Source organism: Nitrospira sp. Nam74, from assembly GCF_965152615.1.
The window spans coordinates 2,435,258-2,453,951 of record NZ_OZ224220.1; the positions used below are offsets into that span (position 1 = coordinate 2,435,258).

Consider the following 18,694-nt stretch of genomic DNA (forward strand, 5'->3'; position numbering starts at 1 on the left):
ACACGACGCACCTAGAGGCTGTGCGACGCTGAGCAGGAGTTGACTGGATCATACTGATGAAAGCACAACCTCGCTCATCGCACACGACTGTCGAACGGGCGCTTCGAGAAAAAACCCGTGAAGTCGAAGTCCTCCATAAGATCAGTGACTCGATCAACAGCACCCTCGATCTTGAGGCCGTGCTGTCTCATATTGTTGAGATCGTCACCGACGTCACGAAAGGCGATGCGTGCTTGCTCTATCTTCTCTCGGACAGCCGGGAAGAATTGATTCTACGCGCGTCGAAAAATCCGCACCCTAAGCTGATCGGACGCATCACTATCGGTCTCGGAGAAGGTATTACGGGATGGGTCGCGCGAGAACGGACGCGAGTCGTCATTTCCAGTAATGCGAGCGATGACCCGCGCTTTAAGTTTTTTCACAATCTCCCTGAAGACCGCTATCAAGCCTTCCTGTCCGTGCCGATCATGGCCAAGAAGGAAGTCGTCGGAGTCATTAATGTCCAACACAAGCGTCTCCATCGCTATCGGCCTGATGAACTGGCATTATTGACGACCATTGCCAATCAGGTCGGCGGGGCCATCGAGAATGCGAGGCTGTATGATGAGATGGCGCGTAAAGCGCGCCAACTCGAGACACTGTCACAAGTGTCCGAAACAGTCGTGTCGAATCGGGTCATTGAAGATGTCATGCACCTTATGGTGACCATGACGGCGCAGATGATGCAGTCTAAAATTTGTTCCATCATGTTGTTCGACCATGGGACCGGCGAACTCCGTATTGTGGCGACACAGAGCCTCAGTGAACAGTATCGTTTGAAGCCTAATCTGAAAGTGGGCCAAAGCATCAGCGGACGGGTGGTGCAAGAACGGCGTCCCATAATCGTGCCGGACGTCACCCGCGAGCGCAATTACATGTATCCGGATATTGCGAAGAAAGAAGGACTCTGTTCGCTGTTGTCGGTTCCCATGATGATTCGTGAAAAAATCGTCGGCGTCATCAACAGCTACACGTCCATGCCCTATCGGTTCACGACTGAAGAAGTGAAATTGATGCAAGCCATCGCCAACCAAGCCGCAATCGCGATCGAGCATGCGACGCTCATTGAAAAATCATTCGAGATGCAGGAGGCCCTTGCCGTACGCAAACTCGTTGAGCAAGCCAAAGGGTATCTCATGAAGACGAAGAGGCTCACCGAAGAAGAGGCCTTCCGCTTTCTTCAGAGACAGAGCATGGATCTGAGGAAGTCAATGAGAGAGATTGCCGAGGCGATTTTATTGGCGGGAGAAATCAACGAACGAGTGTCGTGAGACACGAAGGTAATGGTGTCACCTTCGTAAGGGTAAAATCATTTGACACGCTAATTCCCAGATGCTACAACAATTCCACGATCTGCGAGACAATGCCGTCTCGGCAGAGCCTGGATAACGACGACGTTCACTGTGCAGGACAATGACGTCCTTTGCTTTTACGCGCAAAGGACGTTTTTTTTTGCCATCATGCTGAAGAAGGGTTCCAACTTTGTTCTCGGGCGTTTGGACACCTCAACGTACTTACACTGTACGCCTCTGTGTCCAAATGCCCTACGGCCGCGTTGGCAGCCTTTTTGAGCATGCTATAAATTACTCGGCTGAACCTTTAACTCAACATCAGACGCTATGCGGCTATTTCGGATTGCGATGGTCCAGATGAATCCGACGGTGGGTGACGTCGAGGGAAACGTCCGGCAAATTCTGGCGTGGATGCGCGAGGCGCAGAAGGCGAAGGCCGATCTCGTCGCTTTTCCGGAATTGGCCATCACGGGATATCCACCGGAGGATTTATTACTGAAGCCACAATTTCTGGACGATAACCGTCGAGCGTTAGCAGAAGTGATCCGTCATTGTAAGAACATGGCGGCGGTTATCGGCTATGTGGCAAAGGGTGAGCATTCTAAAGAAAGAGTGGAGCATCCAATGGTGGTATCGGCCGGAGGCTACGACCTGTTCAACGCTGCCGCCATCGTCGCCGATCAGCGATTACTGACGACGTATTGCAAATGGTTTTTGCCGAATTATGGGGTGTTCGATGAGAGCCGCTATTTTCGTTCCGGCCATCGTGTGCCCTTGGTCCTCATCAATGGGACCTGTGTCGGGGTCAATATTTGTGAAGATATCTGGCTGCCCAAGGGACCAACGAAGGTGCAGGCGGCAGCCGGTGCGGAATTAATCGTCAATATCAATGCGTCTCCCTTTCACGTCGGGAAAAGTCGGATACGCGAGGAGATGCTGTCCACGCGCGCGAAGACGAACGGCGTCATCGTGACCTATACCAACATGGTCGGTGGTCAGGATGAACTGGTGTTTGACGGAAATAGTGTGATTGTGAGTCAGGACGGCGACGTCACGATGAGAGGCAAGGCCTTTCAGGAAGATCTGTTGATCGCTGACCTGGGTATGAATACCCTAGCTCGACCGCCGCTCACGCGAAAGCCATCCTCCACGGTGAAAGCTTCGGCTGTGGTCGATCGCGTGGTCATTTCGAAGTCTTATACGCCGAAAAGCCGGTCCCGCTACATTCGGAAGAGCGTGCCGACACCGGACCCGTTAACGGAGGTGTATCAAGCCTTGGTCATGGGGGTTCATGATTATGTGGCGAAAAATGGATTCACACGCGTGGTCATCGGTCTCAGTGGAGGGATCGATTCGGCTCTGACCGCCGTCATCGCCGTCGATGCACTCGGAGCTGAAAACGTCCTGGGACTATTTCTCCCGTCCCCTTATACCTCACGAGCCAGTCATGAAGACGTGGCGGACTTGGCGCGCCTCCTGGGCATGCAGGTGAAGACAGTTTCGATAACGCGGATGTTCCAGTCCTACTTGACCGCTATGGCAGACATCTTCAAAGGCCGTCGGCCGGACATCACTGAAGAAAATCTTCAGGCCAGGATTCGTGGCAATTTGCTCATGGCCGTGTCCAACAAGTTTGGACACCTGGTGTTGACCACCGGCAATAAGAGTGAAATGAGCGTGGGGTATGCCACGCTTTACGGCGATATGGCAGGCGGGTTTGCAGTCATCAAAGATGTTCCCAAGACGATGGTCTACCAGTTGTCGGTGCTTCGTAATGGCATGGGACCCAAACCGGTCATTCCCCAACGAATCCTGGATCGGCCTCCGACCGCTGAATTGAAGCCGAATCAAACTGACCAGGATACCTTGCCGCCCTATGATGTCCTTGACCCCATTTTGAAAGCCTATGTTGAGGAAGACCGAGCGCCGGACGACATTGTGGCCATGGGTTTTGATCCCAAGACCGTGGCGCAGGTGATCGGTCTGGTAGATCGTAGTGAATATAAACGACGCCAGGCGCCGATCGGAATCAAAATCACCCATCGTGCATTCGGGAAAGACCGGCGGATGCCGATCACCAATGGATACCGGAGCAACCGACGATGAAGCTGTTGGTTCCGATCAACGGAGGGCAGAGATGACGACACGATCCGCACTCGTTGTGCTGGTAATCCTGGTCCAGGTCTGTGTATCGCATGCTCTCGGGTGGGCACAAAGCAATACCACGGCCTCGTCGTTTGACACAGGACCATCCGCGCGTTCCGCTTCGCTCTTGCCGCGAGTCGATACGGGGGATACCGCGTGGATGCTGGCATCGTCGGCGATGGTTCTCGCCATGGTCGTGCCGGGTCTGGCGCTGTTCTACGGAGGTCTCGTCCGAAAGAAAAATGTGTTGGGGACGATTATTTACAGTTTTATCGTACTCTGTTTGGTGAGTCTGATCTGGGTCGTGTTCGGGTATAGCCTGGCCTTTGCGCCCGATATTGGGGGAGTGATCGGTGGATTAAATTGGACCATGCTCAGCGGCGTCGGCAGCCAGCCGTCAGCCATATACGGCCAGACGGTTCCGCATCAAGCCTTCATGATTTTTCAGCTCTTGCTGGCCGCGGTGGCGTCGGCGCTCATTGCCGGAGCGTTTGCCGAGCGACTCAAATTCAGTGCTCTCGTGCTGTTTTCCGCGCTCTGGGTCGTCTTTATTTATTGTCCGCTGGCGCATTGGATCTGGGGCGGAGGCTGGTTAGGAAAGATGGGCGCACTCGATTTTGCCGGCGGCACGGTCATTCATCTCAGTTCCGGGTTCGGAGCTTTGGCTTGCGCGGTGGTATTGGGCCGTCGCCGCGGCTATGGCACAGATTATATGGCCCCGCACAACTTGCCCTTAACCTTACTGGGCGCAGGACTTTTGTGGTTCGGATGGTTTGGAATGAACGGCGGTAGCGCGCGCGGGGCCAACGCCGTCGCGGTCTCGGCCGTCTTGTCCACCCATATTGCGGCGGCGACGGCGGGGCTCAGTTGGATGACGGTGGAATGGGCACATCGTGGAAAAGCTACGGCTTTGGGTGTCGCCAGTGGGGTCGTGGCGGGACTGGCCGCCATTACTCCGGCATCCGGGTATGTGGGGTGGGGAGGAGCCGTCTTGATCGGGGCCGCGGCAGGGATTCTGTGCTACTACGCCATTGTCTGGAAGGGGAAGATCGGCTATGATGACGCGCTTGATGTGGTCGGGATGCACGGCGTCGGCGGCATTGTAGGCATGTTGGGTACCGGTCTCTTAGCGTCGACGTCGATCAATCCCGCAGGAATGAACGGACTCTTCTTTGGAAACCCCGCTCAGTTTGGTGCGCAAGTCGTCGCCGTCTTGGCCGCTTCCCTATTTTCTTTCGTCGGGACCTATGGGATTTTGAAATTGGTGGACGGCATGACGGGTCTCCGTGTTTCACCGGAAGACGAAGCCGTAGGGCTGGATCTGACTCAACACAATGAACGCGCATATTCATGATGCTGAAAAACGCTCCAACTGTTTCCTCGGCTCGAAAAGACCCTCAACGCGCCCAGAGGTACGGCTTCGATTTCGTCCCGCCTGGGGTTTTGCTCATGAACCGCGCCATCTTGATGCGGTGAGGTAGAGTGGCTGTAATGGATGACCTGTTTTGAGCATCGCGAGGGAGCAATGAACCTAGTGCTTTGGAGAAGTCAATGAAACTTGTCGAAGCGATTATTAAGCCTTTTAAGCTGGATGAAGTGAAAGACGCCTTGCTGGAAATCGGTGTGCAAGGCATGACCGTCACGGAAGTCAAAGGATTCGGGCGTCAGAAAGGCCACAAGGAAACGTACCGAGGGACCGAATACACCATTGAATTCGTGCCGAAGGTCAAGATTGAAGTGGCGGTGACCGATAATCAGGTGCCCAAGGTGATTGAAACGATTACGCGCACGGCAAAAACCGGCAGCATCGGGGATGGAAAGATCTTCGTGCGTGATTTGGGTACCGCGGTTCGTATTCGAACGGGTGAAACGGGGGAAACGGCTCTGTGAGTACAGTGTCCTCAGGACGGGACGCGTTCGGTGTCCCGAGCGCGGCGGACGTGGCAGCGGCCGGAGCACGGCTCGCAGATCAACGTCGCGCCATCCATCAGCGATTGCTCGAAGGCGCCTCAGGATCCGAGGTCGTCGGCGCATTTTCGGAATTGGTGGATGGGCTCGTCATTGGTCGGTACAGGAATGCGGTACGACAGGGAGAAGAAGACCTCGCGCTGGCCGGATCGCGGCACTGTTGCCTCGTGGCGCTTGGCGGATACGGCCGTCGGGAACTGGCTCCCTATTCGGATATCGATCTCATGTTTCTCTTTGAGTCCGAAGCCGGTGATGCCGCCGCGGTCTTATCGCGTGAGGTCTTACACCATCTCTGGGACCTTGGTTTTCAAGTAGGCCATAGTGTTCGCATGATCCGGGATTGTCTCGAATTGGCTCCGACAGATCTTTCGATCAAGACGTCCATGATGGAAGCACGATACTTGGCTGGAAGCGCCGAACTGTTTCAACAGTTTCAACGCCGGTTTGTGGGGCGGATCATGGCGCGCGGGGTCGAAAGCTATATTGAGAAGAAAATCGACGAGCGCCGCCGGGAGTACCAAAAATTCGGCGAAACGGTGTATCTGCTCGAGCCGAACGTCAAAAAGAGCAAAGGCGGTTTGCGCGATCTGCACGTGCTTCAGTGGGTCGGCATGGTCAAGTATCAGGCGGCCACAATCCAGGATCTGACGGATAAAGGCATTCTCTCCCGGCAGGATTATGGCGCTCTGGTCGATGCACGAGAATTTTTGTGGCGCGTTCGCGCACTCCTGCATGTGCATGCGGGCATGGCGCAGGAAATTCTTTCCTTCGATGAACAGGTGTGGTTGGCCAAACTCTTAGGGTTCGAGGATCGGCCGCATCTTCTCGCCGTCGAGCAGTTCATGCAACAGTACTATCGCCATACGATGGGACTGCATGAAATCTCCGTGCGTTTTATCGATCAATGCCGAGGTGTTTCGCTCTGGGACCGAGTGGCCAAGCTGTGGCCGAGTCCGAAGATCGACGGGTATTTTCTGGTGTCCGGACACGAATTGACGGTCCCGGTCGAGGTGCGTCGCCGTGTGCTCAGCAATCCGGAATTGTTGCTCAGATTGTTTGAATTAGCGAGTGTGCAGCGCCTGAAGATCGATATGACCTTGTTGGAAGATATTCATCGCCACCTCGACACGTTGTCGGACGATGCATTTCGGCGACCGGAGGTGAGCGCGATATTTCTGCGGCTTCTGTCCGGACCGGGGTCGATCGCCGAGGCATTGGAAGCGATGCACCGGGCCCATTTGTTGGAAAAAATTATCCCGGTCTTCGCGACTGTTCGGGGCTTGATGCAATTCAATCAATACCATAAGTACACCGTGGACGAGCACAGCTTGCTTGCAGTCGCCAAATGCGAAGCGTTAGCCCAGGAACAGACCATTTTGGGGGAAGTCTATCGGGAGATCAGACGGAAAGATCTGCTTCACTTGGCGATTCTGCTCCACGACTTAGGAAAGGGACGAGAAGAGGATCATAGCGAAGTCGGGAGAGCGATTGCGGAAGAAACTGCACGTCGTTTGGGATTTGACGATCAGGAAACCAGGACACTCGTCTTTCTCGTCCATCGCCACTTGTTGATGGCCCATACCGCCTTTCGAAGAGATCCGTATGATGACAAGGTAATGCTGGGCTTCGCGCGCGAGATCGGCACGCCGGAGGTGCTTCGAAAGATGCTTGCCTTGACAGCCGCAGATATTGCCGCGGTGGGGCCGGGCGTGTTGACCAAATGGAAAGAGTCGTTGCTTGTGGAGCTGTACTTGAGAACGTTGCCCGAGGTCTCGGGCGAGCGCGAGCAGGCAGGCGGAATGCAGCAGATTGACCAGGTTGCGAAGGACTTGTCGCACGATCGCATGCTCGCCACGCTCGCGGTGGAACCGGATTGGATCGAGTCGCAATTGAGATTGTTTCCCCTCCGGTATCTGCTCGGCACACCGCCAAGCCGTATTGCCGTCCATCTAGCGGCCGTCCGAACATTGCAACCCGGGCAAGTTCGCGTGGTCTCGCACTTCAATGAGACCTTAGGGGCAAGCGAATATACGGTGGTGACCTTCAATGATCTGATTCCTGGAATTTTCTCGAAGATTGCGGGCGTCATGGCGGCAAAGGGACTACAGATTCTGGATGCGCAAATCATGACGCGGCCCGACGGGATTGTCGTCGATACGTTCCATGTCACCGATCCGGACTATCGCGGGGCGCCTCCCGCCGATCGACCCGCGTCCATTGCAGAGACGATCGAGCAGGTTCTGAAAAACGCCGAGACGGTGGAAAGCCTTGTGGCTCGAAGCGGACGCCTCACATCATCACGGCAACTGCCGGCTAATCGCCAGCCGACTGAAGTGCGCATCGATAATGAGACGTCGGACGCGTATACGATTATCGATGTGTTTGCGGATGACCGGCAAGGGTTGCTCTACGTGATGACTCATACGATGTTCCAACTTGGATTGTCGGTGCACGCCTCGCGTATTTCAACTCGGCTGGATCAAGTTGCCGACGTGTTTTATGTGACGGATCAGATGGGTGGAAAAGTCGAAGATCCGGCTCGTCTGGAGGCCATTCGACTTCGCATCACAGACGAGATCGATCATAGTTTAAAGATGCAAACAGTAGTGTAAGGAGGACGAGTGAACATGGGCACGGCTAATAGCAGGGCTGTGAAAGGAGGAAGAGCATGAATCCGCGGGAAGTACTGGAATATGCGAAGAAGAATAAGGTCCAAATTGTGGATCTCAAGTTTATCGACCTCATCGGAACATGGCAGCATTTTTCCATCCCGATCGAGGAGTTGAACGAAGGCGTCTTCAAGGACGGATCCGGCCTGGACGGCTCGTCGATTCGCGGCTGGCGGGCCATCAATAACAGCGACATGCTGGCGGTGCCCGATCCGATGACGGCCTGTCTCGATCCATTCACCAATGTCCCGACCCTCAGCCTGGTTTGCAATGTGATCGATCCGATCACACGTGAAAACTATGACCGCGATCCGCGCTTTATTGCCCAGAAGGCGGAAAAGTACCTCAAGGGCACTCGGATCGGCGACATTTCCTACTGGGGTCCTGAGGCGGAATTTTTTATCTTCGATCAGGCCCGGTACGACCAGAATGGCCACAGCGGCTATTACTTCATCGATTCAGACGAAGGTGTATGGAACGCCGGGAAAGAAGGCGTCAACCTCGGCGGAAAGATCCGGCACAAGGAAGGCTATTTCCCCGTGGCCCCGACGGACACGCAGCAGGATATCCGTAGCGAAATGATCATTGAGATGCAGCGGGCCGGCATTCCCATCGAGAAACATCATCATGAAGTGGCGACCGCCGGGCAGGCGGAAATCGATCTTCGTTTTGATTCGATGGTAAAGATGGCCGATAAAATGATGATGTACAAGTACATCGTCAAGAACGTCGCCGCGCGCCATCACAAGACGGTCACCTTTATGCCGAAGCCCCTGTTCGGCGATAACGGCTCCGGCATGCATACCCATCAGAGCATTTGGAAAGACGGCAAGCCGTTGTTTGCCGGCAAAGAATACGCCGGCATCTCCCAGATGTGCCTGTACTATATTGGGGGAATTCTCAAGCACGCGCCGGCATTGGCAGCGCTCACCAATCCCACGACGAATTCCTACAAGCGCTTGACGCCGGGATTTGAAGCGCCGGTCCTTTTAGCCTACTCCAGCCGGAATCGTTCCGCCGGTATTCGGATTCCCATGTACTCGCCGAGTCCGAGGGCAAAACGGATCGAAGTTCGTTTCCCCGATCCGGCCTGTAATCCCTATCTCGCCTTTTCGGCCATGCTCATGGCAGGTTTGGACGGGATCGAAAACAAGATTGATCCGGGTGAGCCGATGGAGAAGGATCTGTACGATCTGGAACCCAAGGAAGCGGCGAAAGTGCCGACGATGCCGGGCAGTCTGGACGACGCGCTCAAGAATCTTGAAAAGGACCACGAGTTTTTGCTCAAGGGCGGTGTGTTTAGCGAAGAACTGCTCGAAGCGTGGGTGTCCTATAAGCGTAACCGTGAGGTCGACATGTTGAGGCTCCGGCCGCATCCGTATGAGTTCTTCCTCTACTACGACGTGTAGAGTAGTCGGAGGCTGAAAATGGCGCCCAACTTCGTTCTCGTCTCGCAAGAATCCTCAACATACCCCAGAGGGTACGCCTGCGGTTCTTGCTTCGCCTGCGCCCTCGTTGGATCGCCATTTTGAGCCTCTTTCATTGTTCTCTATAGCGAGAAGAGAGGAACTGTCAACACTCAACACTCGCTCCTCAGCATCAAAGAGCCCGACGATGGAGTCGGCTCGTTGGCAATGGCGCCAGGCCTGTTTGATGATCTCATCAATCATTAGGCAGTGTCCTGGCGCTTTTTATTGTCGTCCAGTGAATTCAATCCTTGATGGCTATGATCAAAGACCGCTTGAAAGAACATCTCCGTGAGGAGCAGGCCTTTCTGGAAGCGCTGCGCTCTTCGATTGAACGGATTGCGTCTCCACAGGACAGGCTCGACGCCGTGCGTCGCTCTGTTCGGGCTAGGATGGCGATCTTGCAAGGGATGATCGAGGCGGCGGATCACGAACGCCTGATTGACTCCTCAAGCAACCGGATAGACCGGTTCCCCGAGGCCCACACCGACGCGACGCCTAAGCCGGCGGGGATCCAGTTGGTCGGGACGAGTGCGGCTGTGAGACAAATCGAGGAAGCGATCCATCGTGTGGCACACAGCCATGCGATGGTGCTGATCCGGGGCGAAAGTGGAACCGGCAAGGAACTCGTTGCTCGGGCGATCCATTTCGAAAGTTCACGAGCCGGCGGCCCGTTCATTCCACTGCACTGCGCGGCCGTGGCGGACACCCTCTTGGAAAGTGAGCTCTTTGGCCATGAACGCGGAGCCTTTACCGGGGCGCACGAACAGCGCAAGGGGAAGTTTGAATTGGCGGAGGGCGGGACACTGTTTTTGGATGAGATCGGAGACATTCCCGCTACGACGCAAGTGAAGTTGCTGCGGGTGCTGCAAGAGAAATGTGTTGAACGCGTGGGAGGAAACCGCTCCGTGCCGGTGGATGTCCGCGTCGTCTCGGCCACTCATCGTGATTTGGAAGCCATGGTGGCAGCCGGTACGTTCCGCGAAGATCTCTACTACCGGCTCAATGTGGTGCCTATTGACCTCCCGCCGCTGCGAGAGCGTGAAGGCGACATTCCATTGTTGATTGACCACTTCCTCACTCAGTTGAACCGGCAGAATCGTCGTCGTATTCGGTTGGGGAACGATCTGCTTGTGCTCATGGGCCGGTACCATTGGCCGGGCAATGTACGAGAGTTACAGAACTGCATGGAGCGACTGGTCGTGATGGCCGACCCAGGGCGGGAATTGGTCGCATTGGACACCGTGCCCCCATCATTGCGCGGATATTTTTCCGATATGAAACAGGTGACGACGACGGGACCCATGAAGGGCGTCGGTCCGGATGCACATGGAGGAGCGTTCGGAAGGAGTCTGCAGGACATTGAGCGCACCCGATTGCTGGAAGCATTACAACGGACGGGATGGATTCAGGCTCGAACGGCTCGCATGCTCGGACTAACACCGCGGCAGGTTGCGTACAAGATCAGGAAGTACGGCATCAAGGACATCCGCGATGATGACAGGTAGCCTGTTACAGATACCGACAAAGGGGGGTGGACGGATGAGGGCTTGGAGGCATGTCTCACTCGTGCTGGGTCTTGGGTCGATCCTCGCGGTCGCTGCCGCGGCTCGGGCGGAGGACAGCCTGAGCCCGGCCGATACAGCGTGGGTGCTCACGTCGTCAGCACTTGTCTTGGCGATGATCGTGCCAGGCCTGGCACTCTTTTACGGCGGATTGGTCCGGAGTAAAAACGTACTCGGGACAATTATGCAAAGCTTTGTGATTCTCTGTCTTGTGAGTGTCCTGTGGATTCTCTTCGGGTACAGTCTGGTTTTTGCACCGGATAAGGCCGGCCTGATTGGTGGCTGGGAATGGTTCGGCCTGCGAGGAGTCGACCTGACTCCACATGCGACCTATGCGCCGACGATACCGCACCAAGCCTTCATGGCGTTTCAACTCATGTTTGCCGCCATCACGCCTGCTCTCATTACCGGAGCCTTTGCCGAACGCATGAAATTCGGCGCGCTGGTGCTCTTTGCGGTGCTCTGGTTTGTATTGGTCTACTGCCCGATTGCCCATTGGCTGTGGGGCGGCGGCTGGCTTGCGCAACTCGGGGCATTGGACTTCGCCGGAGGCGCGGTCGTGCATATTAGTTCGGGGGTGAGCGCGCTGGTGTGCGCCTATGTCTTGGGACAGCGCCATGGGTATGGAACGGAATATATGGCGCCGCACAGTCTCCCATTGACGTTGTTGGGGACGGGCCTCTTGTGGTTCGGATGGTTCGGTTTCAACGCAGGCAGCGCGCTCGGGGCCAATCAGACCGCAGTCGTGGCTTTTGTCGCGACCCACACGGCGGCTGCCTCTGCCGCTTTGATGTGGGTGCTCATCGAATGGATGCATCGCGGAACACCAACCGTGCTCGGCATCGCCAGCGGCGCGGTGGCGGGCTTGGCCACCGTGACACCGGGTGCCGGATATATCGGTCCTTTCGCAGCCCTCGTCATCGGCCTGTTTGCCGGCGGACTATCCTACGCGGCCATTATGTACAAAGGGAAGTACGGCTATGATGATTCGCTGGATGTCGTCGGCATCCATGGAGTCGGGGGCGTATTTGGGGTGCTCGCCACGGGTTTGTTTGCGTCGAAAGCGATTAATGCGTCCGGCGCGGATGGCATGTTCTTCGGCAATCCGATGTTGCTCGGTGTGCAATTGATGGCAGTGCTCAGCGTCGGACTGTTTGCCGCGGCTGTGACGTTCGGGATTCTCAAACTGCTCGATCGCTGGCCGGGTCTTCGCGTGTCTCCGGAGCAAGAACGAATGGGATTGGATCTTAGCCAGCACAACGAGCGCGCCTACTCGTGATGTGGAAAATGGCGCTTGGCTTCGTTCTCGGCTCACCAAATGCCTCGACGTCCGCCCCGAGTGGTCCTCGGTGTTTGGTTTCACCCCGGGATTCGCTAGATCGCCGTTTTGAGCGTCACGAGGTCTTCTTGAAAGTAAAGCCTAGGCGCGCTCTAAACAAGAAAAACGCTCAGCTTCGCACCACTTAAAATCATCCAACTTGAGCGTCACGAAGGTCCGAGTGCCGAGAGCGCTGATCCCCATTAAGCAGGAGCGGCAGCCAGGGCAATACGCGCACACGGCGAGACTAAGTTTCCTTTCCAAATCTTTCAAAGCCTGGCAAGATGGCTTCGAAAAATGCATTCTGAATCAAAGCAATGACCATTTCCCATGTGTTGGCCTTCGGATTCTCCACGGGTCCGGACAGTTCCGCTTTCGTTGCAACTTCGCCGCGCGGGGTGTTTTTCAAGATCTCAGATGCGGCGTTGATCATCTTTTCAAAGATTCTCTTCAACAGTCCTTTATCGCTGTCCTGCGCCGGATCATAGGCTTTCACATCTTTGAACAGCGGTTTGATATAGCCGTCCACTTCACCATTTTTGAGTTTGATCTCAGTAAAGACAGAAAAGATGCCAGATGCGATATCAACGCCGCCATACGCGCGCAGTAAATTGTTCATGGCTTTTACGTGAGTTTTCCAGATCCGGATGCTGAGATCAAAATCGGGGGATTTCGTCTCCGGTCGGAACACGCCATCAATCTGTGTGGCTCCTGTGCCCATGAACATCCCCCGAAGCCGCACGATGGCGCTGCCCTCCGTGAGCTGATTACTCCAATTCTCCAGGTAGATGTTGGTACCCGTGATAAAAACTCGATACGGAGGATCGGTCGCCTTATTCACCAGACCGAACTCGCTATTTTCAATATTGCCTTGGTCGATGCGAAGCAGCAGTTTCGGGTGATTGACCACCTTGTCGGCCGTTTGTGCGACCTTCCGCCCGGTATCCTTTTCCTTGGGAGCCGTGGCGGGCGCATGCACGAAATCCAGCTTTATCTCACGGAGATTTAGACTGTGTAACTGGATCACTTGGGTCTGCGGTGAATATTCGACATGGCCATTCGTCGACAGCAGGCCCTGTGTCAGATGGACTTGACGCTGCGCCGTGAGAGGCAGCACATTGGCGAGTTCAATGTCCTCCAGCTTGAGGTCCGCGTTGAGGCCGATGTGCGGCTCCGCGAAAAAGTCGGCCTTCCCGTCCAGCGTGAGTTTTCCTTTATCGAACAGCACGGCGTCCACATGCACGTCCGAAGGATACTCGTCGGGCTTGGACCGGACATTCCGAATGTTCCCGGCGCGGCAATTGAGTTGGCCCACATGCAGCGGCTTCGACGTGCTGTTCTCCCGATAGGTGATGTCGCCATCGGTGATTGTAAATTCGTTGATCTTGAGAGGATAGATCGCAAAGACGGCCTCCTGCCAGCCTCGCTTCTCGACAGGAACGTCGTCCTTGGCTTCCTTTGCCGCCTGCGGCCGCGTGAAATGAATCACGGGATGGTCGATCGACTGATCGCTCACGAGATGACCTGACAGCAATTCACGCCAATGGATACTTGCATGCCATTTCTTCAGCTGTGCTACCGGAGGGTCGGGATGGTCCTTCTGAGCCACTGTGACGTTTTCGAGATCGAGGGACAAGCCGATAGGATGGAAATCGAGAGCGCCGATGCGGAATGTGTAGCCTTCCACCCGCCGATTCAGTTCACGCTCTGCATAGCCGCGCAACGGTTCGTCGATGAACGGCAGTGCTAAGCCGATGATAAGGAGTAAGATAAGGGGGATTCCAAGTATCCACCACCAGAAGCGGCGGTGTTTTGGAGGGACACCAGCTGTGTCTGTACTCTTGGCCTCGGCCGTGAGGTGAGGCTCCGATGGTTGAACGTTGGTATGTCGAGCGGCATCCATAGGTCATTCACCGGTCAATCAGCTTACCAAAATCAGTCCAAGAGTTAGGCGGCCGAAGCCCGTTCACCCGCCACGATACGGGACCCGTAGCGGTTCGCATAGACGGCGGTAAATTCAGCACCGTAAAGTAGGATCTGGCTCGAGTAGTAGACCCACACGAGCAAGATGACCAACGAGCCTGCCGCACCGTACGCCGAACCGACGTCCGCCTTTCCCAGGTAAAAGCCGATCAGGAATTTGCCGATGGTGAACAGCAAGCTCGTCAGAGCGGCTCCCACCCAGACGTCACGCCATGCGACCTTGGCATCGGGGAGGAGTTTAAACATCATCGCAAAGAGCAACGTGATCACCCCAAACGAAATCACGAAGTTCGCGAGGTGGAGCAGCGCTTCCTGGCCGGGCAACCAGCCCTGGAAGAGTTTGCCGGCCGCAGCAAGCACCGCGCTGAGCACTAAGGACACCAGAAGTAAAAATCCCGTCCCGAGCACGGCGAGCAATGAGAGGAATCGATCTTTGATCGTTCCCCAGATGCCACGTCCGGCTTTCGGTTCCACGCCCCATACCGCATTGAGCGCGTCTTGGAGTTGTGCGAACACGCCCGATGCCCCAAGAAGCAAAGTTCCGACCGCGACGACGCTCGCAAACATTCCGCTGGACGGCTTCTGCGCGATCTCCAGCATCTGCCTAATGGCGGCTGCACTTTGCGGCCCGACAAGGCTCTCGATCTGCGCCATCATGGCTTGTTGCGCCGCCTCCTGCCCGAATGCCAATCCCGCTATAGCAATGGTCAGCACTAACAAAGGCACCAGCGAGAAGACTGTATAGTAGGAGAGCGCCGCCCCTAACCGCGGCGCTTTATCGGCACTCCATTTCACGAATGTCTCTTTGAGGACACCCCACCACATCTGCGGGCTCAGCCAATTAAAGCGGCTCGAGGGCGCACGATTTCTGTTAGGCAGAGCATCTATAGCGTCGGCATTTTTCGCGCCGACGAATTTTTCCAGTCCAGAATTCATCATTGTCCCTCATCCCTTGTAAGAAGCCATGAAGATGATTAGCGAGACAAGCCGATACATTAGCAAGAGGTAAGCCGTGGGAGAGCGGTCAGCACTCGTCCCTAACGCAGCCTTCAGCGAAGGTTTTTAAGAGGTATAAACCGGTATTGATGGAACAGGCTGTCTGCCGAACGGAACTGTATGTCCGCGGTCCAGGCGGACAGTTCGATTTATCGGGCCACCATGGCTCGGCTCCTTCGGCTTCTCACGTCGTGTGCGTCTCGGTTGGTGATCGGCCCCAGGGCGACAGTCATCAGTTAAACCATCGTCGTCGATAGTTACCGCTACTGATGATGATAATGTCCAGTGCTATCACGTGATCCAGAACGAGTACGACCGTCTATAAGGGTGACTATTCAACCGGCGTTAGAGCGCCGATCTCGGGGTGACCAGCGAACTACACGGCCGAACGGCGTGCGATGACTCGATACAGCCAGAGAAACACGACCGCCCCAATCACGGCCATGACAAAACCGACAGGATCGTCCTGGCCATATAAACCGACGAGTCGCCCCAGAAAGCCGCCGATGAGGGCCCCGACGATGCCGATGGCAACGGTAGCAAAGAATCCGCCCGGATCTTTTCCGGGCATCAGAAGCTTTCCGACAATCCCGACGATCAATCCAAAGACGATCCATCCCAGCACCGTCATGGTCTAGCCCTCCTATTTGTTGATCACCGGTTCCAGTGGGCGTCCCGATTCGGGTTTCACGAGAAGACCTGCCCGAGCTTGATAGTTGTCACGGTAAAATTGAAAAACCGCCACGTCGATCCCGAGTAGAATTGGACCAAGAAACAATCGCCCATAAAATGGGGGTCATAACGGTTCGTCACGTTCACGTGTCGCTTCTCATTCAAAGCGTCCCAACCTGGGATGGACTTACGGTTTTAACAGCATGATCCTCACTAAGCTCTACACTATCGGGTGTAGCCGCCGGTTGTTGTATCAGATGACAGCTCCTTTCCTGTCAGTGCCGCACGGCATGCAACAGAAAGATGCGACCCATGTTCGCTATGCCGTCCATCTCGTCACTTCAATCCTTCCTTTTTGTGCGAAGTGCGACAAAAATGTCGGTTTGTCGGGATCGGGATTTTATAACTTCCTAATACACTGAGCATTTTGTTCGGGCATTCAAGTTGCTCGACCGTTCTGTATGGAGGTGAACCGTATGATCGCGATGCACGAGTCTATGACCCTTTCGTCCACGGACCAACGTCTGCTCGATGCCTTACGAACCTCAGGGCCGTTCACGCTCGACACGCTCTCGACCATGTGTGACATAAGTTGGTCCGACGCCTTTGTCGTGGTCGACCGTTTGAGCCGGTCTCGGCATGTGACGTTGCACCGGACGGAATCACGTGAGTATCTCATTTCCATTAATACCAATGCGGCGGTGGACGACGCTGTGCCGGCGTCGGGATATGCCGATGAATAAGATTGAAGACCTGAAACGTGAGCGTGACGGACTGGATATCCGGGACGCCATTGCAGGGTATGCGCGAACCGGCTGGGAGTCCATTACCGAGGATGACGTGCAACGCCTGAAGTGGTATGGGCTCTTTCTCAGGCAGCCGACGCCCGGATTCTTCATGATTCGCGTGCGTATGCCCGGGGGCAAGACGGGCTCTTATCAAGTGCGGGCACTCGCCAAGATTGCCTCCACATATGGCAATGGGGTGCTTGACCTCACGACGCGTCAACAGATGCAACTCCGGCAGATCCGGATCGAGCATGTCCCGGTCATTTTCAAAGCAATGGAAGACGTCGGCCTCACATCGTTGCAAACCGGTATGGACAATGTGCGGAATATCATGACCTGTCCCGTGGCCGGCCTCAGTCCCGATGAAATGCTGGATGCCACGCCACTGGTCTCCGCTCTGACGGACGAATTCATTGGAAGCCGGGCTTATAGCAATCTCCCGCGCAAGTTCAATATGGCGGTGACGAGCTGTCCGGACAATTGCCTCCATACTGAAACGCAAGATCTGGCACTCGTGCCTGCATATCAGGAACGTGACGGCGTGCGGGTGTGGGGATTTAATGTGCTCGCCGGCGGCAAGTTGGGATCGGGTGGCTACCGTATCGCGGGACCGCTCGACGTGTTTGTCACGGCGCCGGACGTCACGGACGTGTGTCGCGCGATCATCGAGGTGTATCGCGACCATGGGCCCCGCGACTCTCGCAATACGGCGCGATTGGCTTTCTTACTCGACGATTGGGGCGAAGCACGGTTTCGCGCGGAAGTGGAAGCACGTGTCGGTCGTCCATTAAGCCGGGCGGGGGTAAGTGCCAGGAAGTCTGCGGCCAAAGACCATGTCGGGATTTATCGGCAAAAGCAACTGGGAATGAATTATGTCGGGCTGAAAGTGCCGGTCGGACGGATCACGGCCGATGATCTCACCGCGATTGCGGCCTTGGCCGAGCGATATGGGACGGGCGAAATACGGCTGTCTGCTGCACAAACGATGATTATTCCCAACGTGGGCGACCGCCGTATCGGGGATTTGGCTGAAGAGCCGTTGTTGAAACGGTTTGCCTATAATCCTTCTCCTATCATTAACGGGGTCGTGAGCTGTGTCGGCAACGACTATTGTAATCTGGCCGTTATTGAAACGAAGACACGGGCGATGCAAACAGCCAAGGCGCTGGATGCCAAGCTTGGCAGCAAGTTGAAACCGTTGACCATGCACTGGTCGGGTTGTCCGGCGGGCTGCGGAAACCATTTGGTCGCCGATATTGGATTGATTGGAAAAAAGGTGAAGATTGAGGGACGGGTCGTCGATGCGGTGGATGTCTATGTAGGCGGCCGCTCGGGGCCCGACCCGAAGCTCGCGATGAAGCTCTTAGAAGATGTCCCTTGCGATGCGCTTGCTGGAGTGTTGGAGGGCATCGCGCCATACCACTCGCGGGAGAAGATGCATCGGCCGCGCCCGTCACGCAAGGTCAGTTCCAACAGTAAGGTTGTGTCGGTAGACTTCGGCATACTTCCCGTGCCCATTTCTTAGGACTTACGCGATCCCTTCCATACTCGGACTTCTTGTCCGATTTCGGACAAGAAGTTTTCTTTTCTCACGTCTAGTGAATCTCCTCATTTGATCAGGCGTTGCAAACGCGTTATCCGTCTACTCCTCTCTCTGCGCGGCGCCAACATTGATGCAGAGAGAGAATCAGGCCGTACCTTCATGTCTGTATCTTGTTGATATTCTAGTTGCTCGCTTTCTCACCTCTCAGGGCGCGGGCCTTGCAAGGCGTCACCTATCGATGGACGTGAGG

General features: G+C 55.5%; 13 protein-coding genes. 10 read left to right on the forward strand and 3 right to left on the reverse strand.

Translation table 11 applies throughout. The features are described from left to right. Positions 1-56: 56 nt before the first annotated feature. From ACWHYZ_RS11505 to ACWHYZ_RS11540, 8 genes are all read left to right on the forward strand, one after another. Complete coding sequence (locus tag ACWHYZ_RS11505) at positions 57-1,310, forward strand: GAF domain-containing protein (RefSeq protein WP_447987386.1); 1,254 nt, start codon at positions 57-59, stop codon at positions 1,308-1,310. 348 nt (positions 1,311-1,658) lie between these two features. Then, entirely contained in the window at positions 1,659-3,437 is a 1,779-nt protein-coding gene (locus ACWHYZ_RS11510; RefSeq protein WP_447987387.1) for an NAD+ synthase, read from the forward strand. 31 nt (positions 3,438-3,468) lie between these two features. After that, positions 3,469-4,830 (forward strand): ammonium transporter, encoded by a 1,362-nt coding sequence (locus ACWHYZ_RS11515; RefSeq protein ID WP_447987388.1) that lies wholly within the window; start codon positions 3,469-3,471, stop codon positions 4,828-4,830. Positions 4,831-5,027: 197 nt separating this feature from the next. Further along, positions 5,028-5,366 carry a P-II family nitrogen regulator gene (locus ACWHYZ_RS11520; RefSeq protein WP_447987389.1) on the forward strand — a complete coding sequence of 113 codons (339 nt, stop codon included), beginning with the start codon at positions 5,028-5,030 and terminating at the stop codon, positions 5,364-5,366. Continuing rightward, positions 5,363-8,056 (forward strand): [protein-PII] uridylyltransferase, encoded by a 2,694-nt coding sequence (glnD, locus tag ACWHYZ_RS11525; RefSeq protein WP_447987390.1) that lies wholly within the window; start codon positions 5,363-5,365, stop codon positions 8,054-8,056. Before ACWHYZ_RS11520 ends, glnD begins: the two co-directional genes overlap by 4 nt. Before the next feature lie 56 nt (positions 8,057-8,112). Further along, positions 8,113-9,522 (forward strand): type I glutamate--ammonia ligase, encoded by a 1,410-nt coding sequence (gene glnA, locus ACWHYZ_RS11530; protein ID WP_447987391.1) that lies wholly within the window; start codon positions 8,113-8,115, stop codon positions 9,520-9,522. Between the two features lie 317 nt (positions 9,523-9,839). Continuing rightward, positions 9,840-11,087: a sigma-54 interaction domain-containing protein gene (locus tag ACWHYZ_RS11535; RefSeq protein WP_447987392.1), complete on the forward strand. Its 1,248-nt coding sequence runs from the start codon at positions 9,840-9,842 to the stop codon at positions 11,085-11,087. A 118-nt stretch (positions 11,088-11,205) separates the two neighbouring features. After that, positions 11,206-12,423: an ammonium transporter gene (locus tag ACWHYZ_RS11540; RefSeq protein WP_447987570.1), complete on the forward strand. Its 1,218-nt coding sequence runs from the start codon at positions 11,206-11,208 to the stop codon at positions 12,421-12,423. A gap of 286 nt (positions 12,424-12,709) precedes the next feature. On the opposite strand, the gene ACWHYZ_RS11545 is transcribed toward ACWHYZ_RS11540, so the two are convergent. From ACWHYZ_RS11545 to ACWHYZ_RS11555, 3 genes are all read right to left on the reverse strand, one after another. Next, the gene (locus tag ACWHYZ_RS11545) at positions 12,710-14,365 is read right to left on the reverse strand and encodes a DUF748 domain-containing protein (RefSeq protein ID WP_447987393.1); all 1,656 of its coding nucleotides are present in this window, start codon (positions 14,363-14,365) and stop codon (positions 12,710-12,712) included. Between the two features lie 44 nt (positions 14,366-14,409). Next, entirely contained in the window at positions 14,410-15,384 is a 975-nt protein-coding gene (locus tag ACWHYZ_RS11550; protein WP_447987394.1) for a YihY/virulence factor BrkB family protein, read from the reverse strand. A gap of 433 nt (positions 15,385-15,817) precedes the next feature. Next, entirely contained in the window at positions 15,818-16,072 is a 255-nt protein-coding gene (locus tag ACWHYZ_RS11555; protein ID WP_447987395.1) for a GlsB/YeaQ/YmgE family stress response membrane protein, read from the reverse strand. Between the two features lie 517 nt (positions 16,073-16,589). Here ACWHYZ_RS11555 and ACWHYZ_RS11560 point away from each other — a divergent pair. Both ACWHYZ_RS11560 and ACWHYZ_RS11565 read left to right on the forward strand, forming a co-directional pair. After that, entirely contained in the window at positions 16,590-16,856 is a 267-nt protein-coding gene (locus ACWHYZ_RS11560) for a hypothetical protein (protein WP_447987396.1), read from the forward strand. Next, complete coding sequence (locus tag ACWHYZ_RS11565) at positions 16,849-18,426, forward strand: ferredoxin--nitrite reductase (protein WP_447987397.1); 1,578 nt, start codon at positions 16,849-16,851, stop codon at positions 18,424-18,426. Before ACWHYZ_RS11560 ends, ACWHYZ_RS11565 begins: the two co-directional genes overlap by 8 nt. Positions 18,427-18,694 lie beyond the last annotated feature (268 nt).